Genomic DNA, 23,607 nt, shown 5'->3' with positions numbered 1-23,607 from the left:
CCATGCCCAAGCGCACCGACATCAAAACCGTCCTGATCATCGGCGCCGGCCCGATCGTGATCGGCCAGGCCTGCGAGTTCGACTACTCCGGCGCACAGGCCTGCAAGGCCCTGCGCGACGAGGGCTATCGCGTGGTGCTGGTCAACAGCAACCCGGCCACGATCATGACCGACCCGAACATGGCCGACGCCGTGTACATCGAGCCGATCAACTGGCAGACGGTCGAGAAGATCATCGCCAAGGAAAAGCCCGACGCACTGCTGCCGACGATGGGCGGCCAGACCGCGCTCAACTGCGCACTGGACCTGGCCGACAACGGCGTGCTCGAGAAGTACAACGTCGAACTGATCGGCGCCTCGCGCGACGCCATCCGCATGGCCGAGGACCGCGAGCTGTTCCGCGTCGCCATGTCCGAGATCGGCCTGGAATGCCCGAAGGCCGAAGTCGCGCGCACGTTCGAGCAGGCGGTGGAGATTCAGACCAAGGTCGGTTACCCGACGATCATCCGTCCCTCCTTCACGCTGGGCGGTACGGGCGGCGGCATCGCCTACAACAAGGAAGAGTTCGAAGAGATCGCCAAGCGCGGCCTCGAGCTCTCGCCCGTGCACGAGATCCTCGTCGAGGAATCGGTGCTGGGCTGGAAGGAATTCGAGATGGAGGTGGTCCGCGACACCAAGGACAACTGCATCATCGTGTGCTCGATCGAGAACTTCGACGCGATGGGCGTGCACACCGGCGACTCGATCACCGTCGCCCCGGCGCAGACGCTCACCGACAAGGAATACCAGCGCCTGCGCGATGCCTCCATCGCCGTGCTGCGCAAGATCGGCGTGGACACCGGCGGCTCGAACGTGCAGTTCGGCATCAACGCCCACGACGGCCGCGTCGTCGTCATCGAGATGAACCCGCGCGTGTCGCGCTCCTCGGCGCTGGCGTCGAAGGCCACCGGCTTCCCGATCGCCAAGGTCGCCGCCAAGCTCGCCGTGGGCTACACGCTGGATGAGCTGAAGAACGAGATCACCGGCGGTCTGACGCCGGCGTCGTTCGAACCGAGCATCGACTACGTCGTCACCAAGATCCCGCGCTTTGCCTTCGAGAAGTTCCCGCAGGCCGACGCGCGCCTGACCACGCAGATGAAGTCCGTGGGCGAGGTGATGGCGATGGGCCGCACCTTCCAGGAATCGCTGCAGAAGGCGCTGCGCGGGCTGGAAACCGGCAAGGTCGGCCTCGACCCCACCGGGTTGGACCTGTCCAGCGAAGAGGACATCGCCAAGCTCAAGCGCGAACTGAAGGAGCCGGGTCCGGAGCGCATGTTCCACATCGGCGATGCGTTCCGCGCCGGCATGAGCGTGGAAGACGTGCACGCGATGTCGTTCGTCGATCCGTGGTTCCTCGATCAGATCGAGGAGATCATCGCCAACGAGAAGTCCGTCGCCGAAGCCGGCCTGTCGGCGCTCGACAAGTCGCGCATGCGCGAGCTCAAGCGCATGGGCTTCTCCGACGCGCGCCTGGCGCAGCTCACCGGCACCGACGAGACCGCCGTTCGCACGCTGCGCCGCGCCTTCGGGGTGCGTCCGGTGTACAAGCGCGTGGACTCGTGCGCGGCGGAGTTCGCCACCACCACCGCGTACATGTACTCGACGTACGAAGACGAGTGCGAGGCCAATCCGAGCAACCGCGACAAGATCATCGTGCTCGGCGGCGGCCCCAACCGCATCGGTCAGGGCATCGAGTTCGACTACTGCTGCGTGCACGCGGCGCTCGCCCTGCGCGAGGACGGGTACGAGACCATCATGGTCAACTGCAACCCGGAAACCGTATCCACCGACTACGACACCTCCGACCGCCTGTACTTCGAGCCGCTCACGCTGGAAGACGTGCTGGAAATCGCCGACCTGGAGAAGCCCAAGGGCGTGATCGTGCAGTACGGCGGCCAGACGCCGCTGAAGCTGGCGCGCGCGCTGGAAGCCAACGGCGTGCCGATCATCGGCACCACGCCCGACAGCATCGACCTGGCCGAAGACCGCGAGCGTTTCCAGAAGCTGGTGCAGGACCTGGGCCTGGCGCAGCCGCTCAACCGCACCGCGCGCAATCCGGAAGAAGCCGTCGTGCTCGCCTCGCAGATCGGCTACCCGCTGGTCGTGCGCCCGAGCTACGTGCTCGGCGGTCGCGCCATGGAAATCGTCCACGGCGACGCCGACCTCAAGCGCTACATGCGCGATGCGGTGAAGGTGTCCAACGACTCGCCGGTGCTGCTGGACCGCTTCCTCGACAACGCGGTGGAAGTGGACGTCGACGTCATCGCCGACAAGGACGGCAACGTGCTGATCGGCGGCGTGATGGAGCACATCGAGGAAGCCGGCGTGCACTCGGGCGACTCCTCGTGCTCGCTGCCGCCGTACTCGCTGAGCCCGGCGGTGCAGGACAAGCTGCGCGAGCAGGTCGTCGCGCTGGCCAAGTCGCTCAAGGTCGTGGGCCTGATGAACACGCAGTTCGCGATCACCTTCGACGAGAACGGCGACGAGACCATCTACCTGATCGAAGTGAACCCGCGCGCCTCGCGCACGGTGCCGTTCGTGTCCAAGGCCACGGGCATGGCGCTGGCGAAGATCGCCGCGCGCTGCATGGTCGGCCAGACGCTGGCCGCGCAGGGCGCGACGAAGGAGATCGTGCCGGACTACTACTCGGTCAAGGAAGCGATCTTCCCGTTCGCCAAGTTCCAGGGCGTGGACCCGATCCTCGGCCCGGAGATGCGTTCCACCGGCGAAGTGATGGGCGTGGGCCGCAGCTTCAGCGCCGCGATGGCGCGCGCGCAGGAAGCCGGCGGCATCAAGGCGCTGCCGCAGGGCGGCAAGGTGTTCGTCTCGGTGCGCGATCCGGACAAGCAGCGCGTGCTGACCGTGGCGCAGGACCTGATCAAGCGCGGCTACGCGCTGGTCGCCACCGAAGGCACGCACGCCTTCCTGACCGCGCAGGGCCTGGAGTGCGAGCGCATCAACAAGGTGACCGAAGGCCGTCCGCACGTGGTCGACCTGATCAAGAATGGTGAGATCGTCTACATCGTCAACACGACCGAAGGCCGCCAGGCCATCAACGACTCGTTCTCGATCCGCCGCGAAGCATTGCAGCACCGCGTGACGTACTCGACCACCGTGTCGGGCGCGCGTGCGCTGGTGAGTTCGCTGGAGTTCCGCGGCACCGGCCCGGTGTGGTCGCTGCAGGAACTGCACGCGGAAGTGCAGGGCGCGGCGTAAGCGTCGCGCTTTTGTAGCCCGGGTAAGCGACGCGCACCCGGGTTCAGGGCGCGTGACGGCGATCCCGGGTGCGCTTCGCTCACCCCGGCTACGATCCTGGCATCCCCGGGATGGCGGGGATTCAAGCCTGAGGGCGTCACCCCCGGCGGAAGCCGGAATGGCGCGGACAGTTGGGTTCCCGCCTTCGCGGGAATGACGGCTCGGGGCGAATGCGGCTTTCGCCCTGACCGTCATCTGATAGAGAATCCGCATAACGGACTGCCGGGAACCGAGCCCGGCAACAGGAAGAACAAGCAATGCGAGCACCCCTTACCCTTCAGGGCGCACAGCGACTGCGCGCCGAGCTGGAAGAATTGAAGTCGGTCAAGCGCCCGGCGGTGATCAACGCGATCTCCGAAGCGCGCGCGCACGGCGACCTCAAGGAAAACGCCGAGTACCACGCCGCCCGCGAACAGCAGGGCTTCATCGAAGGCCGCATCAAGCAGCTGGAAGCCGAGCTGTCGCACGCGCAGGTGATCGACGTGTCCTCGCTCAACGCCGGCTCGCGCGTGGTGTTCGGCGCGACGGTCGAACTGGCCGACACGGAAACCGACGAAGAGCGCCGCTACCAGATCGTTGGCGACCTGGAAGCCGACATCAAGCTGGGCCTGATCGCGATCTCCTCGCCGGTGGCGCGTGCGCTGATCGGCAAGCACGAAGGCGACACGATCACCATCGATGCGCCCGGCGGCACCCGGGAGTACGAAATCGTCGGCGTCAGCTACGCCGCCGGCTGAGAGCGGCAGAGTGATCACGCTGCTGCTGCCGCCGCGCGAGCGCTTTGGCGGCCAGCGTCTGTCGGAGTCCACCGGCAAGGCGCTGGCGCGCGGCGATCGCAGCGAGCGCGGCGGCGATGCGCTCTCCGACATTCTCGATGTGCTGCCGCGCGGCTGGCCCGTCGCGGCCGCCTCGCGTCAACGCGATGCCGGCGACGCCGCGCACGCCGCCTGGCTGCGTGCGGATCCGGCCTACGTGCAGCCCGACATCAACGGCGCACGCCTGCTGTCCTACGGGCAGGCGCTGGGTCTGACCGCGACCGACGCAGCCGCACTGCTGAAACCGCTCAAGCCGTTGTTCGGCGACGCGGGCTTTCCGATCGACGCGCCCGTTCCATCGCGCTGGTACCTGCGCTTGCCGATGGGCGCGAAGCTGCCTGCGTTCACTTCGCCCGAGCAGGCCCTCGGCGCCGATCTCTTCGATGAGTTGCCGCAGGGCCCCGAAGGCCGCCGCTGGCGTGCATTGCTCAGCGAAGCGCAGGTCGTGCTGCACAACCATCCGCTCAACGCGCAGCGCGCAGCGGCCGGGCTGGCGCCGGTGAACTCGTTGTGGTTCTGGGGCGCGGGCGCGCTGCCCGATCGCGTGCAGTCGACGTACACGCGCATCGCCAGTGATGACGAGACCCTGACGGCGCTGGCCGTACTCGGCGGCGTGCACGTCACCGCCAGGGCATCGTCGTGGAATGGCGATGCCGCCAGCGGGAACACGCTCATCGACCTGCGCGACTCGCGCGATCTCGCCCTGCTCGAGGGCGCATGGTTCGCGCCCCTGCTGAAGGCCGTCGCCGACAGCGCGCTTGCGCAGCTTCGCTTCGAATTCGACGACGGCACGCGCTACGACATCACGCGCTCGCAGCGCTGGCGCTTCTGGCGTCGCCCGCTGGTGTCCTTCGTCGCGTCTGCCGCATGAAGCCGGTCGCGCGCCTGCGGCGCCGCGAGTGCGTCGACCCGGGGCAGTGGCCCGATTCGATGCCCGCGCTGCTGCGCCGCCTCTACGCCGCGCGCGGCGCGACCACGCCCGAGCTCGCGCAGCCGCGCCTGACGAACCTGCATCCGCCGGAACTGCTCGGTGGCCTGGACGCGGCGACGGTCCTGCTTGCCGACGCCATCGCGCACGACAGGCACATCGTAGTCGTCGGCGATTTCGACTGCGACGGCGCCACTGCCTGCGCGGTCGGCGTGCGCGGCTTGCGCATGCTCGGCGCGCGGCGCGTTTCGCACGCGGTGCCCAATCGCATCGTGCACGGCTATGGCTTGTCGCCGGCGCTGGTGGAGGAACTGGCGGCGCTGCAGCCCGACCTGCTGGTCACCGTCGACCATGGCATCGCCTGCCATGCCGGCATCACGGCGGCGAAGGCGCGCGGCTGGCAGGTGCTGGTGACCGATCACCACCTTCCGGGCGAACACCTGCCGCCGGCCGATGCCATCGTCGATCCGAACCTGCGCGGCGACGCATTCCCGAGCAAATGCCTGGCCGGCGTCGGCGTGATGTTCTACGTGCTGCTCGCATTGCGCCGGCACCTTCGCGAACGCGGTGCGTTCGACGGACGCGAGCCGGACCTGCAGGTGCTGCTCGACCTCGTCGCTGTCGGTACGGTCGCCGACGTGGTGCCGCTGGATGCGAACAACCGCGCGCTCGTCGGTGCGGGACTGCGACGCCTGCGCGCGGGTCACGGCTGCGCGGGATTGAAGGCGCTGATCGAAGTGTCGCAGCGCGATGCCGGCCGTCTGACCGCCACCGACATCGGCTACGCCGTCGGCCCGCGACTCAATGCGGCCGGGCGCCTGGAAGACATGGCGCTGGGCATCGAATGCCTGCTCACCGACGACCTCGCGCGGGCGCGCGACATCGCCGCCACGCTCAACGAGATCAACAGCGAGCGCCGCGCCGTGCAGCAGCAGATGACCGATGACGCCGAACGCGCACTCGGCCGCGTGGCGATGGGCGAGGGCGACGCTCCGGCGGCGGTGTGCCTGTTCGATGCCGAATGGCATCCGGGCGTGGTCGGCCTGGTCGCTTCGAAGATGAAGGAGCGGCTGCACCGTCCCGTCATTGCGTTCGCGCCGGCCGAGCCGGGCAGCGATTCGCTGCGCGGCTCCGCGCGCTCGATCCCGGGCTTCCACATCCGCGACGCGCTGGCCGACGTGCACGCGCGTCATCCGCATCTGATCGAACGCTTCGGTGGGCATGCGATGGCCGCGGGCCTGTCGCTGCGCGCGGAGGCGTTCGCGGCGTTCGCACAGGCCTTCAGGGAATGCGCCGCGGCCATGCTCACGCCCGAACTTCTGCAGGCCGAACTGCTCAGCGACGGTGAACTGGTGGCCGACGAATTCTGCCGCGCCAGCGCCGAAGCGCTGCGCGACGGCGGGCCGTGGGGGCAGGGTTTCGGCGAGCCTCAGTTCGACGGCGAGTTCGATGTGATCGGTTGGCGGGTCGTTGGCGAGCGGCATCTGAAACTCGAACTCGGCCTCGCAGGGCGTCGCCTCAACGCGATCGAGTTCGGCGGCTGGACCGGACTTGCGCCGCCCGCGCGCGTGCGCATCGCGTATCGGCTGGAAACGGACGATTACCGCGGAGGCGACGCCGTGCAACTGATCGTCGTCCATCGCGAAAGCGTCGACGGGATTGCGTAGGGCATCCGAATGCGGACGATACGTGCGCCTTGAACGGCGAGCGGTCGGCCGCCGATCGCCCTGACTGCACGATTCTCGTCGCGAGCGAAACACGACTCTCGCTCTATTCCTGACGGCACAGTCTTTGCCGGGCGTCGTTCGGGCAACCGATGTCACAGGCCCCCTCCTAAGGGGGGGAGTTCGCGCCGGAAAAGCTGCTTAACTCGATGCAGGTAGATGCGGAGCAGTCCACCTTGCTGTTCCCGCATTCGCGCGGTGCCACCGGCGCCGCTATCGACGCATCATGGAACCCGCAATGACAGCGCACTACGAGACTCGCGACGAGGTCGCGGTCATCACACTCGACAACCCGCCCGTCAACGGACTGGGATACCGCACGCGACGCGGCATCGTCGACGGCATGCAGCGCGCCCTGGCCGACGGGGCGGTGAAGGCCATCGTGATACATGGGCAGGGCAACGCCTTTTCCGGCGGCGCCGACATCCGCGAGTTCGACTCGCCGGACGCGCAGCGCGAACCGAGCCTGCATACGGTGATCCGGACGATCGAATCCTCGCCCAAACCGGTCGTCGCCGCGATCCACTCGGTGGCGATGGGCGGTGGGCTGGAGCTCGCGCTGGGATGCCACTACCGCGTGGCGGAGCGCGACGCGCAGATCGCCTTGCCGGAGGTGAACCTGGGCCTGTTGCCGGGTGCGGGTGGCACGCAGCGCCTGCCGCGCGTCGTCGGGCTCGAGCGTGTCGCCGTTGCATGTTGGCGCGTTGTGAGGCCTTGCCCGCGTGTCACACACGGCGGCGACTAGGTCGCAGACGATGCATCGCATCCCATCGGGTCGCCAGGATGCCACCGTCGAATCGCGTGGGCTCGTCCGCGTCGCCGCTCGCCGATGCTCTGCCCGCCAGGAGCCTGCTGTCAGGCAGGCGCACCGACAGTTTCGCGCGTCGCCTGCCGTGGCGTCCGCGGTCCCAGCCCGAACAACGGCCGCAGCACGCCCACACGTCGCACGATCTCGAATCCCGCAAAGCACAGCGCCAGCGTGACGGCCACCAGCATCGGGCCTTCGACGACCGGGCGCAGGCCCAGCGGCTGCAGGTTGTGGGCGAGCACGACGATGATCGTCTGGTGGAGGATGTAGACCGGAAACACGGCCTCGGTGAGGTAGCGCCGCGCCGGGCTGTCGCCGGGTTTCCAGTGCGCGGCGAAACCGACGATGGCGACGATGGCGCTCCACTGGAACAGGCCCCAGATGCAGCGCTGGACCATGCGCAGCGCTTCCGGCGGCGGTGTCGCATCGTCGTTGAACGTGCCGAAGTACCAGACGATGAAGACGTAACCGGCGACGGAAAGCGCGGCGGCCGGCCACCGCAGCGCAGCGAAGCGATCCCACACCGTCTGCGATCGCGCCACCGCGTAGCCCAGCAGGAATTGCGGCAGGTACTGGGCGTGGTTGTACCAGTCGTCGACGAGCGCGTGGGTGGATTCAAAGCGGCCCACCAGCGCCACGCGCACGACCACCAGGAAGACGATCGGCCAGACCAGAAGACCCCAGCCGGACATCGCCGCGACCACCCGCGCCTTCAGTCCGGACAGCTTGCCGCGCGTCGTCCAGCGCAACAGGCACAGCACCACGGTATAGGCCCACAGGTAGACGACGAACCACAGGTGGTTCCAGGTCGGCACGTCGAGGCAGTCGCCATCGCGGCAGAAAGTCGGGTCGTTCGACAGGTACCGGCCCCAGAAGGCGAGATAGCCATCGTGGTAGCCGCCGGGCAACTTCTCCACCACCTCGTAGTACGCCTGCGGGGTGACGATCACCACCATGCCGAACACCAGCGGCACCAGCAGCCGCCACGAACGGCGGCGAAGGAAACCGTCTTCGCCCTTGCCCAGCAGGTACGCACTGGCCACGCCGGAGATGAAGAACAGCAGCGACAGCCGCCAGGGCGAGGTCATCATCATGAACGGCTCGAGCGCGTCGCCCGCGAACGGGCTTTTGACGTGCCAGTCCCAGGTCACGTAGTACATGCCCACGTGGTACAGCACGAGCAGCGCGAAGGCGCCGATGCGGACCCAGTCCAGAAAGTAGCGGCGTTCCATGGCGGTGCGTCCTTGGTGTGGGATGCCCGCACTGTTGGCCGCGCCAGGCGCCGTTCCCAGCGCAAAGTGACCAACCGGCGGCCGCTTGGGACGAATCGCGGGGAGGCAGGGACCGATCGCGCCTAGAATCCGGACGATGAATGCGCCCATTGCGACGACCACTGCCGGCCCCTTCCGCTCCGATCGCTGGCGGCGCGTGTTCGAGGTTGGCTTCTGGGTCGTGATGACCTGCATCAACGCGGTCGCCAACAGCATCACGGTGCTGATCGACATCGAGAACTCGGGCCTCGGGTTCGCCGCCTGGGAGCCGGTGACCTGGGAGTGGTCGAGCGGGATCCTGATGCTGGCCCTGGTGCCGGCGGTGGTCTGGTTCACCCGGCGGGTTCCGTTCCACTGGGACAGCTGGCGCCGGGCCCTGCCGTGGCATGTGCTGGGCAGCGTGGTGTTCTGCCTGGTCCACGTGGTCGGGATGGTCGCCATTCGCGAGGCCGTCTATGCCTGGCAGGGCGGCGATTACGACTTCGGTTCCTGGCCGCGCCAGCTGATCTACGAGTACCTCAAGGACGTGCGCAGCTATGCCGGCATGGTCGTCATCATCGAGGGCTACCGCTTCATCCGCCGCCGCTGGCAGGGCGAGGCCAGCCTGCTGGGCGAACCGGACGAAGGCCCGCCCGTCGAGCCGGTCGAGCGGCCCGAACGCTTCCTGGTTCGCAAGCTGGGGCGCGAGTTCCTCGTCGCCGCGATGGACGTGGAATGGCTGCAGGCCTCGGGCAACTACGTGAACCTGCGCGTGCGCGGCCACGACTACCCGCTGCGCAGCACGATGGCGACCATCGAGGAGCGCCTGGACCCGTCGCGGTTCGCCCGGATCCACCGCAGCTACATGGTGAACCTGGGGCAGGTGGCCTCGATCGAGCCGCTGGACACCGGCGATGCCCGCGTCCACCTCGCCGACGGCACCGTCCTGCCGTGCAGCCGGCGCCATCGCGAGGCGCTGCGCGAGCGGGCCGGGTTCGCCTGAGCGGGCGGATTTGACGCGACGGCAACATTGGCGCACCTAGGCTGAACAGCCTCCGCCCCGCCCAGGAGTTCCGTGCCATGCCGTTGACCATCAACATCGACCTGTCCGACGAGGACCTGCAGCACTTTGCCGGCATCGTCGAGAGTGCCCGGCAGGAAGCCGCGGACAAGAGCAATGCCCAGGTCGTGGAGGCCGCCGTCGCGCTGGCGATGAAGGCGCAGCAGAGCAAGCCGCCGCAGTTCGTGAAGGACCGGCTGGAGATGCTCGATGCACTGATCGCGATGCTGCGCGACGAGGCCTGGGCGCTGTCGGAAGCCGACGCGGCGAACGTGCGTTCGGCGCTGGCCTACTTCGTCTCCGCCGGCGACGCGATCCCGGACAACGTGCCGGTGCTGGGCTTCATCGACGACGCGATCATGATCGAACTGTGCGCGCGCGAGCTGAAGCACGAGATCGAGGCCTACAACGACTTCTGCGACTTCCGCCAGCGCGAAGCCGATCGCCGCAAACTCGACCCGGCCACGGTGGGGCGCGCGGACTGGCTCGAAAACCGGCGGGAGGAATTGCAGGACCGCATGCACCAGCGCCGCTCGCGCGATTTCCGCGGAGGGTTCGGCAGCGGCTTCGGAACCGGCTACGGCGGCAGCAGCAGCTACGGCCCGGTGAGCCGCTATTCCGACAGCGGCTGGCGGCCGGGACCGTTCCGGTTCCGCTGAAAGCGGCGGCGTTGCTCGATCCTCGTCCGTCCGCGCGGTTCCGCCGCCGTCGGCGGCCTGTCCCTCTCCCGCAGGAGGGGAGGGATTGCGCGCTCTGTTAGAATCGCCGGTTCCTTTGATCCAATCTCGCACCGGACATGATCGAGCTCAATCCCGTCCGCCAGCGCATCGCCGACCTCACGGGCCGGCTGGATGCGCTCAGGGGGTATCTTTGACTACGACGCCAAAGTCGAACGTCTCGAAGAAGTAAACCGCGAACTGGAAAGCCCCGACGTCTGGAACGACGCGGAGCGCGCCCAATCGCTGGGCCGCGAGCGCTCTTCGCTCGAGAAGGTCGTCGTCGGCATCCGCACCCTCACCGACGGCCTGGTCGGCGCCGGCGAACTGCTGGAACTGGCCGAAATGGAGAACGACGAAGGCACCGCGCTGGCCGTGGTGGACGACGTCGATCGCTACGCGAAGGACGTCGAGAAGCTCGAGTTCCAGCGCATGTTCTCCGGCAAGATGGATTCGGCCAACGCCTTCGTCGACATCCAGGCCGGCGCCGGCGGCACCGAAGCGCAGGACTGGGCGGAAATCCTCCTGCGCATGTACCTGCGCTGGGCCGAATCGCGAGGCTGGAAGGCCGAACTGATGGAAGTCAGCGGCGGCGACGTGGCCGGCATCAAGTCGGCGACCATCCGCGTGGAAGGCGATTTCGCCTACGGCTGGCTCAAGACCGAGACCGGCGTGCACCGCCTGGTGCGCAAGTCGCCGTTCGATTCGGACAACCGCCGGCATACCAGCTTCACGTCGGTGTTCGTGTCGCCGGAAGTCGACGACAAGATCGACATCGAGATCAATCCGGCCGACCTGAAGACCGACGTCTACCGCTCCTCCGGCGCGGGCGGCCAGCACGTCAACAAGACCGAGTCGGCGGTGCGCATCACGCACGTGCCGTCCGGCATTGTCGTGGCGTGCCAGACCGAACGCAGCCAGCACGCCAACCGCGACCGCGCCATGAAGATGCTCGCGGCGAAGTTGTACGAGCTGGAAATCCAGAAGCGCAACGCCGAGCGCGATGCGGTGGAAGCCACCAAGTCCGACATCGGTTGGGGCAGCCAGATCCGCAACTACGTGCTGGACCAGAGCCGCATCAAGGATCTGCGTACCGGCATCGAACGCAGCGACACGCAGAAGGTGCTGGACGGCGACCTGGACGAGTTCGTCGAGGCCAGCCTGAAGTCCGGCCTGGAAGTCGGATCCAAACGCGCCGACGCCGTGTAACCCCCGCGGCGGCCCGCCGGCCGCCGCCGTTTTGATTTTGCCCCGCCCACGAAACACACTGGCTCCCCGCGCCCTGGCTTCCAGCGCCGCGCGAACGCCACATCCCACTCCAGCCCGACCGAACCGATGACCGACCAGACGCCCGCCCCGCAGACGCCCGCCGACGAGAACTTCCTGATCGCCGAGCGTCGCGCCAAACTCACGGCGCTGCGCGGGGAGGGCATCGCGTTCCCGAACGACTTCCGCCGTGCCGACTACGCCGGCGATCTGCAGGCGCAGTTCGCCGATGCCGAAACCTGGACCGCCGAGGCCCTGGAGGCCAAGGGCCAGCGCGTGGCGATTGCCGGCCGCATCCTGCTCAAGCGCGTGATGGGCAAGGCCAGCTTCGTGCAGATCCAGGACGAGTCCGGCCGCATCCAGCTGTTCCTGCAGTCCAACGTGCTGGGCGATGTCTACGAAGCCTTCAAGGGCTGGGACGTGGGCGACATCGTCGGCGCCGAAGGCGCGCTGACGCGCACGAAGACCGGCGAGCTGTCGGTCAAGGCCGACGTCCTGCGCCTGCTGACCAAGTCACTGCGCCCGCTGCCGGACAAGTTCCACGGATTGGCCGACGTCGAACAGCGTTACCGCCAGCGCTACGTCGACCTGATCGTGACGCCCGAGGCGCGCGATGTCTTCGTCAAGCGCAGCAAGATCATCCGCGCCATGCGGGCCTGGCTCGACGCCCGCCGCTTCCTGGAAGTGGAAACGCCGATGATGCATTACATCCCCGGCGGCGCCGCGGCCAAGCCGTTCGTGACGCACCACAACGCGCTGGACCTGGAACTGTTCCTGCGCGTGGCGCCGGAGCTGTACCTCAAGCGCCTGGTCGTCGGCGGCCTGGAGCGCGTGTACGAGATCAACCGCAACTTCCGCAACGAAGGCGTCTCGACCCGCCACAACCCGGAATTCACCATGCTCGAGCTGTACGAGGCCTACGCCACGTACAACGAGATCATGGACCTGACCGAAGGCGTGATCCGCGACGTCGCGCTCGAAGTGCTGGGCACCACGCAGATGCACTGGGACGGCGCCGACATCGACCTGGGCCCGGCCTTCCGCCGCTGGCGCCTGGACGAAGCGGTGCGCCACTACAACCCGGAGATCACGGCGGCCGACTGCACCGACCGCGCCGCGCTGGTGCGTCACTGCGAGCGCCTGAAGGTGCCCGTGAAGGCCGGCTACGGTTGGGGTAAGCTGCTGCTGGAAATCTTCGAGAAGACCGCCGAGCACCAGCTGGTGCAGCCGACCTTCATCACGCACTACCCGGTCGAAGTCTCGCCGCTGGCGCGCGAGAGCGATGCGGAGAAGGGCATCACCGACCGCTTCGAACTGTTCGTCAACGGCAAGGAGCTGGCCAACGGCTTTTCCGAGCTGAACGACCCCGAAGACCAGGCCGAGCGCTTCCGCTCCCAGGTCGCGGCCAAGGAGGGCGGCGACGACGAGGCCATGCACTTCGATGCCGACTACATCCGGGCACTGGAAGTCGGCCTGCCGCCCACCGGCGGCCTGGGCATCGGCATCGATCGCCTGGTGATGCTGATGACCGGTTCAGCCTCGATCCGCGATGTCCTGCTCTTCCCGTACATGCGCCCGGAAGCCGGCTGACGACCGACACCCCGCTGTAGCCCGGGTAAGGCGAAGCCGCACCGGGTCGAAGGCCGTGGTGGCACGTACGTCGAAAGCCCCGGGTGCGCTGCGCTCACCCGGGCTACCGGGGCCTTTGCCCAATGAAGGGCGGCTAAAGACCACGCGACGTTCGGCCGATTCCTACATCAGGCCGGGAGGTTCCCGGCTGCGGCTGCCGCCGGGCCGGGGTATGCTGCCCTCAATGGCCACCACAGGGGGTGGCGGCACTTACGGAATCATGATGTGAACGTCGTCATCGTCGATGACCAAACCTCCGCGCGCACGATGCTGCGCCACATCATCGAGGACATATCGTCCGAGCTGCATGTTTCCGACTTCGGCGATCCCGAGGCGGCGCTGGGCTGGTGCGAATCCAATCAGCCCGACCTGCTCCTGCTCGACTACCGCATGCCCGCGCTCGACGGACTCGAGTTCGCCCGCCGTTTCCGCCGCCTGCCGCTGCACCGCGACATCCCGATCATCCTGGTGACGGTGGTCGGCGACGAGCCGATCCGCCAGGCCGCGCTGGAAGCCGGCGTCATCGACTTCCTCGTCAAACCCGTCCGTCCGCGTGAACTGCGCGCCCGCTGCCGCAACCTGCTGCAGCTGCGCCAGCAGTCGGAGAACGTGAAGCAACGCGCGCTGTCGCTGGAGCAGCGCCTGCTGTCGAGCATGCATGAAGTGGAGGAGCGCGAGCGCGAAACGCTTTCGCGCCTCGCCCGCGCCATCGAGTACCGCGACGCCGGCACCAGTGCCTACCTGGAACGCATGGCGCACGTCGCCGGGCTGATCGCCGAGCAACTGGGCATGTTCGAGGACGAGGTGCGCGTCATCGAGATGGCCGCGCCGCTGCACGACATCGGCAAGATCGCCATTCCCGACGCGGTGCTGATGAAGGCCGGTCCGCTGTCGGAGGACGAGACCGCGGTGATGCGCCGTCATCCGCGCATCGGCTACGAACTGCTCAGCGGCAGCCAGAACCGTTTCATTCAGGCCGGCGCACTGATCGCGCTGCGCCACCACGAGCGTTACGACGGCAGCGGCTATCCCGATGGCCTGCGGGGCGAGGAAATCCCGTTGGAAGCAAGGATCGTCGCGGTTGCCGACGTATTCGATGCGCTGATCTCACCCCGTCCCTACAAGAAGGCATGGGACGTGGATGCAGCGCTGGGTTACCTGTATGCGCAGCGCGGTCGTCTGTTCGACCCGCGCTGCGTCGACGCGCTGATCCGCAGCCGCGAGCGGCTGGAGGACATCTGCAACCGGTTCTCGACGGTATCCGCGCGCCCCGGCCTGGAGTGAGCCGTGATGTTGAGCGTCTTGAGCAATCTGAAAAAGGAGCTTTCGCGACGCCCCGACAGTGAACACGGTCAAGCCTTCGTGCGCCTTGCCGTTCTGTCGGTGGTGCTGGTCTACATGCTCGTGCGCGGCGCCACCGGCGCGCTGCCGTCGAAGGAGTACGTCAACGTCCTGAAGATGGTGGAGACCGGCTTCGCGGTCGGTGCGTTCCTCATCGCATGGATCCTCTGGCGGCCGGGCAAATCGCACCTGCGCCGCATCATCGGCATGATCTCCGACTACGGCCTGATGGCCGCGGCGATGATCCACATCGGCGAGCCGCTGGCGTGGGTCTACGTGATTCTGATGTGGGTCACGGTCGGCAACGGCCTGCGCTTCGGCAACGGCTATCTGTATGGCGCCGTGGCGATGTCGTTCGCCAGCTTCGGCGCGGTGGTCACGTTCAACGACTACTGGCTGCACAACCGCGTGCTCGCGGTCGGCCTGCTGCTGGGACTGGTGGCGATCCCGCTGTACCTGTCGGGCCTGCTGCGCGCGCTGACGACGGCGACGGACGAAGCCCGCCGCGCGAACGAAGCGAAGAGCCGCTTCCTGGCCAACATGAGCCACGAGTTCCGCACACCGCTCAACGGCCTGGCGGGCATGTCCGAGCTGTTGGCGACGACCCGGCTCGACAGCGAGCAGCGCGAATGCCTCAGCACGATCCAGGCCTCCACGCGCAGCCTGCTTTCGTTGGTCGAAGACGTGCTCGACATCTCGGCGATCGAGGCCGGCAAGCTCAAGCTGGACCGCGTGGATTTCACCCCGTGCGAGCTGATGGACAGCATCAGCCTGATCCTGCAGCCGCAGGCGCGCGCCAAGCAGTTGCAGTACGAGGTCGCCATCGCCCGCGACGTGCCCGAGTTCCTGCGCGGCGACATCGGCCATGTCCGCCAGATCCTGATCAACCTCGCCGGCAACGCGGTGAAGTTCACCGACCAGGGCTCGGTGCGGGTCGAGGTGAGCGTGGTCGACCCGGGCGCCGAACGCGTGCGCCTGCGCTTCACCGTGACCGACACCGGCATCGGCGTGCCCGCGGCCATGCGTCAACGGCTGTTCAAGCCGTTCGAGCAGGGCGACGTCAGCCTGGCGCGCCGCTACGGCGGCACGGGCTTGGGCACGACCATCGCCAAGGGCCTGGCGGAAGGAATGGGCGGCAGCATCGGTTTCGAACCGGTGGAGCCCGGCAGCTGCTTCTGGGTGGAGTTGCCGTTCGAGCGCGCCGAGGCCGCGCCATTGGCGGAGGAGGACACGGTTTCGTTCGCCTCCGCGCAATCGGAGACGGCGCCCAACGTCATCGCGTTCTCCGACCCGTTCCTGCGCCACCGCGCGCGGGTGCGCAGTCTTTCGATCATCGTCGCCGACGACCACATCGCCAACCGCATGGTCTTGCAGCGTCTTCTGCAGAAGGCGGGGCACCGGGTGGTCTGTGTCGAGGGCGGCGAGGAAGTGCTCAATGCACTGGCGACATCGGACTACGACGCGGTCATCACCGATCTGCACATGCCCGACGTCAGCGGCCTGGACCTGCTGCGCCAGCTGCGCGTGATGGAGGCCGGCAGCGGTCGCCGCACACCGGTGCTGATCCTCAGCGCGGATGTCACCACCGAATCGATCCAGGCCTGCGAGCAGGCCGGCGCGCGCGCGTTCCTGTCCAAGCCGGTGTCGACCACGCGACTGCTCGACACGCTGGCGGACATCGCTGCCAATCAGCGCGTCGCGGCCACCATCGTCGCGCCGCCGCGCGCCGAGGCGACGCTCGCGGGCGACAGCCACTTCGATCCGTCCGTGCTCGACGAGCTGGGTGCGCTCGGCATGGGCGCGGGCTTCGAGCGCGAGTTCATCGCGCAATGCCTGGTCGATGCCGACAAGTGCCTGCAGCAGATCGAAGTCTGCGCGCAGCGTGCCGACTGGGAGCGCATGCGCGACCAGGCTCACGCGCTCAAGGGCGTGGCCAGCAACCTTGGCCTGATCAAGCTGGCGGCCATCAGCGGTGAGCTGATGCGGCTGCCCGACTGGCAGCTTGCGCGCGACTGGTCGGCGAACCTGGCCCGTCTGCGCGAGCGGCTTGCGCAGGGCAGGGCGGCGCTGGAAACGCGTGATAGACAGCGTGGCGCGCGCGGCGAAGGCGAGCGCTCTCCCTGATCCTCGGGCCGGATCGCGGCCCGATCGTCCCCTGTTTTACGACCGACTGCGACGTCGGTACTGCCGTCCCCCGTGGCCGCCCGTCAGGCGGCCGCTTCCGTGCCCGAACGACGCTCCTGCGCGCGCACGATGCGCTCCATGGTGCGAAGTGCCTTGTCGCCGAGCGCCAGCGCCGTGTCCACCCACACTTCGGTGATGCCCATCAGTTCGTCGTAGCCGACCGGCTGGCCGATCCCGCGCACGGCGTTCATCGCCAGGTGCGCATGCGGAGCTCGCTGCTGGCGGCGGATCACGTCGTTCACCGCGGCCTCGCCTTCGCCCTTCGGCACCAGGATGTCGACCACGCCCATGCGGTGCCATTCCTGGCTGGGCAGGATCGAGCCTTCCAGGATCAGCCGTTCGGCCAACTGCGGCGACACGCGCTTGCACAGGAAGGAATACGCGCCCATGCCCGGGAACAGGCCGAACAGCACTTCGGGCAGTCCCATCTCGCAGTCTGCCTCGGCGACGATGGTGTGGCACGACAGCGCGAGCTCCAGACCGCCGCCCAGCGCATCGCCCTGGATCAGTGCGACCGTACGAACGTCGCCGCCCAGGCCGGTGTGGAAGTGGTGCACGCCCTCGACGCAGCGGCGGGCATAGGCCAGCAGGTGCTCGCGGTCGTTGGCGCGGATCAGTTGCGAGAACAATTGCAGGTCGCCGCCCAGGTTGAAGGCGTGCGGTGCGTTCGAGGCGAGCACGACGTGGCGCAGGCGACCGCTCTGGCGCTGGTTCTCGCGCAGCGTGATCGAGTTGAGGAAGCTCCACATATCGTCCATGAGTTCCGTGCGGAAGCACGGACGCGCGCCCTGGGCATGGTCGTTATGCATGTACATCCAGTGCGTGTCGCCTGCGGGGTCGGATTCGACGCGCAGGGTCGGGTAGGCGCGCGTGCGGTGCAGCTTCTCGATCATGCTCATGTTGCGGTCCTCGGCATAGCCGCCCGCAGGCAGGGAGTGGGCAGCGAGCGGCAGGGGGTGTTGCCCACCGGCCGATCCTACACCGCACGATCTGTCCATAAGAGAAAGCCCCACCGCAGGGGAGGGGCTTTCATGAAACGTCCGACAAACGGGCAGGCGGCGTTCAGTGAGGCGCCGGAGCGTCCCGCAGTTCGCGGCGCAGGATCTTGCCGACGTTGGTCTTGGGCAGTTCCGTGCGGAACTCGACGTAGCGCGGATGCTTGTAACCGGTCAGGTGCTCGCGGGCATGGGCCTTGACCTGCTCGGCGGTCAGCGTCGGATCCTTCTTGACGATGACGACCTTGACCGCCTCGCCGGACTTCTCGTCCGGCACACCGACGGCAGCCACTTCCAGTACGCCCGGCATCATCGCGATGACGTCTTCGACTTCGTTGGGATACACGTTGAAGCCCGACACCAGGATCATGTCCTTCTTGCGGTCGACGATGTAGAAGAAGCCCTTCTCGTCCATGCGCGCCATGTCGCCGGTGTGCAGCCAGCCGTCGGGGTCGATGGCCGCGGCGGTTTCCTCCGGACGCTTCCAGTAGCCCTTCATGATCTGCGGGCCGCGCAGGCACAGTTCGCCCACTTCGCCCTGCGGCAGCATGTTGCCGGCTTCGTCCTTGACGCAGGCGTCGGTGGAGGAGATCGGCAGGCCGATGGCGCCGTTGTAGTCGGCCAGATCCATCGGGTTGATGCATGCCGCCGGCGCGGATTCCGTGAGGCCGTAGGCTTCCACCAGCGTCGTGCCGGTGACCTGCTTCCAACGCTCGGCGACCGAACGCTGCACGGCCATGCCGCCGCCCAGGGTGAGGTGCAGGCTGGAGAAGTCGATCTCGCTGAAGCCAGGCGTGTTGAGCAGGCCGTTGAAGAGCGTGTTGACGCCGGTGATGGCCGTGAACTTGACGCCCTTGAGCTCCTTGACGAAGCCCTTCATGTCGCGCGGGTTGGTGATCATGTAGTTCAGGCCGCCGAACTTCATGAAGACCAGGCCGTTCGCCGTGAGCGCGAAGATGTGGTACAGCGGCAGCGCGGTGATGATGATCTCCTCACCCATCCGCACGTTCGTGCCGACCCACGCGGCCGCCTGCTGCATGTTGGCGACCATGTTGCGATGGGTGAGCATCGCGCCCTTGGCCACGCCCGTGGTGCCGCCGGTGTACTGCAGGAAGGCGATGTCGGACGGCTCGATGTCGATCTCGGGCAGCGCGTGGCGCTGACCCAGCGCCAGCGCGTCGCGGAAGCGGATCGCGCCCGGCAGGTCGTAGTCGGGCACCATCTTCTTCACGTACTTCAGCACGAAGTTGACGATCGAGCCCTTCGGGAAGCCGAGCATGTCGCCCAGGCCGGTGGTGACGACCTGCTTGATCTGCGTGTCGGCGATCACTTCCTGCACGGTGTGCGCGAAGTTGTCGAGCACGAAGATCACGCTCGCGCCCGAGTCCACCAGCTGGTGGCGCAGCTCGCGCGCGGTGTACATCGGGTTGGTGTTGACCACCGTCAGGCCGGCGCGCAGCACGCCGAAGGTCGCGATGGGGTACTGCAGGCAGTTGGGCATCATGATCGCGACGCGATCGCCCTTCTTGAGCTTCAGCTCGCCTAGCAGGTACGCCGCGAACTGGGCGCTGAGCTGGTCAATCTCGGCATAGGTGTAGGTCTTGCCGAGATTGGCGAACGCGGGGCGGTCGCGGTAGTTCTCGATGGCACTTTCCAGCACGGCGACGACGGATGGAAATTCATCCACATCGATCTGCGCCGGAACCCGTTCGGGGTACTGCGCCAGCCACGGACGTTCGAAACTCATCGCGATCCCCTCTCCATCGCTGTTGAAGCAGCCTTCCAGATCCGTCGGTCGCATTTCATGGATGCTCCACCGTACGGTGTTTGCCCGATTGGAGCATAGGCTCCAGAGGGCTGGCAAGGCGCGTCGCCGCGCGCCGACCCCGTGGCAGGATGTACGCGCTCACGCGTGGCAAGGGGACATCGGAATGGGGAAGGCAAGGGGCTGGGTGCGCGCCGCGATGGCGCTGTGGTGGGTGCCGGGACTGGTGCTGTTGCTGGCCGCCTGCGGCCGCACACCGCCGGAGGAGCGCCTGCGCGGCACGCTCGCGGAACTGCATACGGCCATCGAAAAGAAGGACGCCGCGGCGTTGGACGACGTGCTGGCGGAGGATTTCGTCGGTCCGGGCGCGTTGGACCGCGACGGCGCGCGCCGCATGGCGCAGCTGATGTTCCTGCGGTACGGCGCGGTGGGAGCCAACATCGGCCCGGTGTCGATCGAACTGCAGCCCGGCCACGCGACCGCGAGCTTCAACGTAGCGCTGACCGGCGGGTCGGGCCAACTGCTCCCCGAGGCCGCCCGGCTGTACGACGTGCGCACGGGCTGGCGCGAGGTGGACGGGGAGTGGCGGATGACCAGCGCGGAGTGGGACGCGAAGCTGTAACGCGTCGCGAAGGTCCTGCGCGGGCGCGGCTCCGTTCCGGTCATGCCGGCGACCTGTACATCCGGTCATCCCGGCGAAGGCCGGGCCCCAGGCTGTCGCGCGTTCCGTTCGCGTCCCGTCATCCCAGCGAAAGCTGGAATCCATTTCGACCTGGGCGTGCGGATGGCGCGAAACAACAGAGCGGCGCCGCGCGGCAACGGCGGTTCACCGCTGCCTCTTCGTTGCCCTTCACCCCAACCCCTCTCCCGGCGGGAGAGGGGCTTGAGCGTTGCGGGCTTGCGCCGCTCCCGCGTCAGAGCGCCTTGCGGGCGGCCAGCTGCCGCAGCACGTAATGCAGGATGCCGCCGTGGCGGAAGTACTCCACTTCCTTGGGCGTCAGCAGCATCACCTTTACTTCGAACGACACCGTGCTGCCGTCCTTGCGCGTCGCGGTCACCGTGGCGCGCTTGGACTCGCCGTCCTTCAAACCCGTCACGCTGAAGGTTTCCGAGCCGTCCAGCCCCAGCGTCTGCGCGTTCTCGCCGTCGTTGAACAGCAACGGCAGCACGCCCATGCCGACCAGGTTGGAGCGGTGGATGCGCTCGAAACTCTCGGCGACCACGGCCTTCACGCCCAGCAGGTTGGTGCCCTTGGCCGCCCAGTCGCGCGAGGAACCGGTGCCGTATTCCTTGCCCGCCAGCACCACCAGCGGCACGCCGTCGGCCTTGTACTTCATTGCGGCGTCGTAGATCGACAGCTTCTCGGGCGCTGCGCCGTCCTTGCCGAAGTACAGCGTGTTGCCGCCTTCCTCGCCACCGAACATCAGGTTCTTGATGCGGATGTTGGCGAAGGTGCCGCGCACCATCACGTCGTCGTTGCCGCGACGGCTGCCGTAGCTGTTGAAATCCGCCGGCTGCACGCCGCGCTCGATGAGGAACCGGCCCGCCGGCGAATCCTTCTTGATGTTGCCGGCCGGCGAGATGTGGTCGGTGGTGATCGAATCGCCGAACAGGCCCAGCACGCGCGCGCCGAAGATGTCGTCGATCGAACCGACCTGCATGCCCATGCCGTCGAAGTAGGGCGGGTTCTTGATGTACGTCGACGACGCGTCCCACGCGAACGACTCGCCTTCCGGCGATGCGATCGCGTTCCAGCGCGTGTCGCCCTTGAACACGTCCGCGTAGTTCTGCGCGAACAGCTCCGGCCCGACGGTCGCGGCGATGACATCGCCGATTTCCTTGTTGGTCGGCCACACATCGCGCAGGAACACGTCCTGGCCGTTCGTGCCCTTGCCCAGCGGCTCGCGGCTGAGGTCGATGTCCACCGTGCCGGCGATCGCGTAGGCCACCACCAGCGGCGGCGAAGCGAGGTAGTTCATCTTCACTTCGGGATGCACGCGGCCTTCGAAGTTGCGATTGCCCGACAGCACGGAGGCGACGACCAGATCGCCCGTGGCGATGCCGGCGCTGACTTCCGTGGGCAGCGGGCCGGAGTTGCCGATGCACGTCGTGCAGCCGTAGCCCACGACGAAGAAGCCGAGCGCTTCTAGGTCGTCCAGCACTCCGGCCTTGCGCAGGTAATCGGTGACCACCAGCGAGCCCGGCCCGAGCGAGGTCTTCACCCACGGCTTGGCCTTCAGCCCCAGCTTCGCCGCGTTGCGTGCGAGCAGGCCGGCGCCGAGCATCACCGCCGGGTTCGACGTGTTGGTGCACGAGGTGATCGCCGCGATCACCACCGCGCCATCCTTCAGCCGCACGTTCTGCTGGTTGATCGTGATGTCGGAGATGCCCTTGTGCAGCGATTCGTTGCCGACCGCCGCGCCGCCGCCTTCGGCGACGAAGTTGGCGACGTCGGGCGAACGCTTGTCGCGGCCGACGGTGAGCGGGCCCAGGTTGTCGCGGTAGTTCTGCTTCACGTCGACCAGCAGCACGCGGTCTTGCGGACGCTTGGGGCCGGCGAGGGAGGGCTTCACGTCGCCCAGGTCCAGTTCCAGCGTGGTGGAGTAGTGCGCTTCCGGCGCGCCCGGCTCGTGCCACAGGCCCTGCGCCTTCGCGTAGGCCTCCACCAGCGCGATGTGCGGCTCGCTGCGGCCCGACAGGCGCAGGTAGGTCAGCGATTCGGCGTCGATCGGGAAGATGCCGCAGGTCGCGCCGTATTCGGGCGCCATGTTGGCGATGGTCGCGCGATCGGCCAGCGGCAGGTGCTGCAGGCCGTCGCCGAAGAACTCGACGAACTTGCCCACCACGCCCAGCTTGCGCAGCATCTGCGTGACGGTGAGGACGAGGTCCGTGGCGGTCGTGCCTTCCGGCAGCGCGCCGGTGAGCTTGAAGCCCACCACCTGCGGAATCAGCATCGACGAGGGCTGGCCGAGCATCGCCGCCTCGGCCTCGATGCCGCCCACGCCCCAGCCCAGCACGCCGATGCCGTTGATCATCGTGGTGTGGCTGTCGGTGCCGAACACGGTGTCGGGGAAGGCGAGCTGCTCGCCGTCCACTTCGCGCTCGACGACGACGCGCGCCAGGTTCTCCAGGTTCACCTGGTGGACGATGCCGGTGTTGGGCGGCACGACCTTGAAGTTGTCGAACGCCTTCTGGCCCCAGCGCAGGAAGCTGTAGCGCTCCATGTTGCGCTGGAACTCGATCTTGCCGTTGAGGTCCAGCGCGTCGGCGGTGCCGAACACATCCACCTGCACGGAATGGTCGATCACCAGCTCCGACGGAATCAGCGGGTTGATCTGGCTCGGGCTGCCGCCGAGCTTGGTCACCGCGTCGCGCATCGCCGCCAGATCGACCACGCAGGGCACGCCGGTGAAGTCCTGCAGGACCACGCGCGCGGGCATGAAGGCGATTTCGGTGTCGGGCTCGGCCTTGGCATCCCACTTCGCCACGGCTTCGATGTGCTCCTTGCCGACCGTCACGCCGCCGTCCTCATGGCGCAACAGGTTCTCCAGCAGGATCTTCATGGAGTAGGGCAGGCGGCCGATATCGAAGCGTTCGCCCAGCGCCGGGAGGCTGAAATAGGTGAGGTTGCGTCCGCCCACGGCGAGCTGGCGGCGGGTGGAGAAGGAGTCATGGGACATGGGGGAAGCTCCTGGCGGTCCTTGGCTGAATGGCGAGTCTGGCTCGGGGACCGGTCGATTATCCGCTGCTCGCGTTAATCCGCCGACCGGACGATGGTCTACATCCTGAAGAGGTCCCGCGTCCTGGCGCTTGCAGAACCATGCGCAATTGAG

16 protein-coding genes are annotated in these 23,607 nt (G+C 67.5%); 12 read left to right on the top strand and 4 right to left on the bottom strand.

From position 1 onward, the window contains the following. Positions 1–2 precede the first annotated feature (2 nt). From carB to AAFF32_RS13970, 5 genes are all read left to right on the top strand, one after another. Positions 3–3,254, top strand: coding sequence for a carbamoyl-phosphate synthase large subunit (carB, locus tag AAFF32_RS13990; protein WP_216966543.1), 3,252 nt, complete (start codon positions 3–5; stop codon positions 3,252–3,254). Between the two features lie 296 nt (positions 3,255–3,550). Then, positions 3,551–4,030, top strand: a complete 480-nt coding sequence (gene greA / locus AAFF32_RS13985; protein WP_216966542.1) for a transcription elongation factor GreA — start codon at positions 3,551–3,553, stop codon at positions 4,028–4,030. Between the two features lie 10 nt (positions 4,031–4,040). Continuing rightward, on the top strand, positions 4,041–4,979 hold the full coding sequence (locus AAFF32_RS13980; RefSeq protein ID WP_216966541.1) for a phosphoglycerate mutase: 939 nt from the start codon (positions 4,041–4,043) through the stop codon (positions 4,977–4,979). Beyond that, the gene (gene recJ, locus AAFF32_RS13975) at positions 4,976–6,703 is read left to right on the top strand and encodes a single-stranded-DNA-specific exonuclease RecJ (protein WP_342315520.1); all 1,728 of its coding nucleotides are present in this window, start codon (positions 4,976–4,978) and stop codon (positions 6,701–6,703) included. The genes AAFF32_RS13980 and recJ overlap by 4 nt, the downstream gene beginning before the upstream one ends. Positions 6,704–6,998: 295 nt before the next feature. Further along, the gene (locus AAFF32_RS13970) at positions 6,999–7,505 is read left to right on the top strand and encodes an enoyl-CoA hydratase/isomerase family protein (protein WP_342315519.1); all 507 of its coding nucleotides are present in this window, start codon (positions 6,999–7,001) and stop codon (positions 7,503–7,505) included. Positions 7,506–7,615: 110 nt separating this feature from the next. On the opposite strand, the gene AAFF32_RS13965 is transcribed toward AAFF32_RS13970, so the two are convergent. Next, entirely contained in the window at positions 7,616–8,800 is a 1,185-nt protein-coding gene (locus tag AAFF32_RS13965; protein WP_216966529.1) for an acyltransferase family protein, read from the bottom strand. A 136-nt stretch (positions 8,801–8,936) separates the two neighbouring features. On the opposite strand from AAFF32_RS13965, the gene AAFF32_RS13960 reads away from it, so the two are divergent. The 6 genes from AAFF32_RS13960 (at position 8,937) to AAFF32_RS13935 (ending at position 16,954) form a co-directional block, all read left to right on the top strand. Beyond that, complete coding sequence (locus AAFF32_RS13960; RefSeq protein WP_216966527.1) at positions 8,937–9,821, top strand: LytTR family DNA-binding domain-containing protein; 885 nt, start codon at positions 8,937–8,939, stop codon at positions 9,819–9,821. Between the two features lie 77 nt (positions 9,822–9,898). Then, the gene (locus AAFF32_RS13955) at positions 9,899–10,537 is read left to right on the top strand and encodes a YkvA family protein (RefSeq protein WP_216966525.1); all 639 of its coding nucleotides are present in this window, start codon (positions 9,899–9,901) and stop codon (positions 10,535–10,537) included. A gap of 137 nt (positions 10,538–10,674) precedes the next feature. Further along, positions 10,675–11,803 (top strand): peptide chain release factor 2 gene (gene prfB / locus AAFF32_RS13950; protein WP_342315518.1). Its coding sequence is split into 2 segments (ribosomal slippage): positions 10,675–10,749 and positions 10,751–11,803, totalling 1,128 coding nucleotides; the frame shifts between segments, so codons are not numbered across the junction. Between the two features lie 126 nt (positions 11,804–11,929). Next, positions 11,930–13,450, top strand: a complete 1,521-nt coding sequence (gene lysS / locus AAFF32_RS13945; protein ID WP_216966521.1) for a lysine--tRNA ligase — start codon at positions 11,930–11,932, stop codon at positions 13,448–13,450. A 264-nt stretch (positions 13,451–13,714) separates the two neighbouring features. After that, positions 13,715–14,773: a two-component system response regulator gene (locus AAFF32_RS13940; RefSeq protein ID WP_206860708.1), complete on the top strand. Its 1,059-nt coding sequence runs from the start codon at positions 13,715–13,717 to the stop codon at positions 14,771–14,773. Positions 14,774–14,779: 6 nt separating this feature from the next. Further along, on the top strand, positions 14,780–16,954 hold the full coding sequence (locus tag AAFF32_RS13935) for a response regulator (protein WP_342315517.1): 2,175 nt from the start codon (positions 14,780–14,782) through the stop codon (positions 16,952–16,954). An 83-nt stretch (positions 16,955–17,037) separates the two neighbouring features. Here AAFF32_RS13935 and AAFF32_RS13930 read toward each other — a convergent pair whose 3' ends face one another. Beyond that, positions 17,038–17,913 (bottom strand): crotonase/enoyl-CoA hydratase family protein, encoded by an 876-nt coding sequence (locus tag AAFF32_RS13930; protein WP_342315516.1) that lies wholly within the window; start codon positions 17,911–17,913, stop codon positions 17,038–17,040. A gap of 163 nt (positions 17,914–18,076) precedes the next feature. After that, entirely contained in the window at positions 18,077–19,756 is a 1,680-nt protein-coding gene (locus AAFF32_RS13925; protein WP_216966714.1) for a long-chain fatty acid--CoA ligase, read from the bottom strand. A 184-nt stretch (positions 19,757–19,940) separates the two neighbouring features. Between AAFF32_RS13925 and AAFF32_RS13920 the strand changes: the two genes are divergently transcribed. Continuing rightward, a complete protein-coding gene (locus tag AAFF32_RS13920; protein ID WP_216966515.1) occupies positions 19,941–20,396 on the top strand; it encodes a nuclear transport factor 2 family protein in 456 nt (151 codons plus the stop codon). 292 nt (positions 20,397–20,688) lie between these two features. On the opposite strand, the gene acnA is transcribed toward AAFF32_RS13920, so the two are convergent. Next, on the bottom strand, positions 20,689–23,454 hold the full coding sequence (gene acnA / locus AAFF32_RS13915; RefSeq protein WP_342315515.1) for an aconitate hydratase AcnA: 2,766 nt from the start codon (positions 23,452–23,454) through the stop codon (positions 20,689–20,691). Between the last annotated feature and the right edge of the window lie 153 nt (positions 23,455–23,607).

The sequence above is a fragment of the Lysobacter sp. FW306-1B-D06B genome (assembly GCF_038446665.1).
Classification (GTDB): domain Bacteria; phylum Pseudomonadota; class Gammaproteobacteria; order Xanthomonadales; family Xanthomonadaceae; genus Lysobacter_J.
Note: the sequence above shows the minus strand (reverse complement) of the source record. Positions and strands in the feature narration are given on the sequence as shown.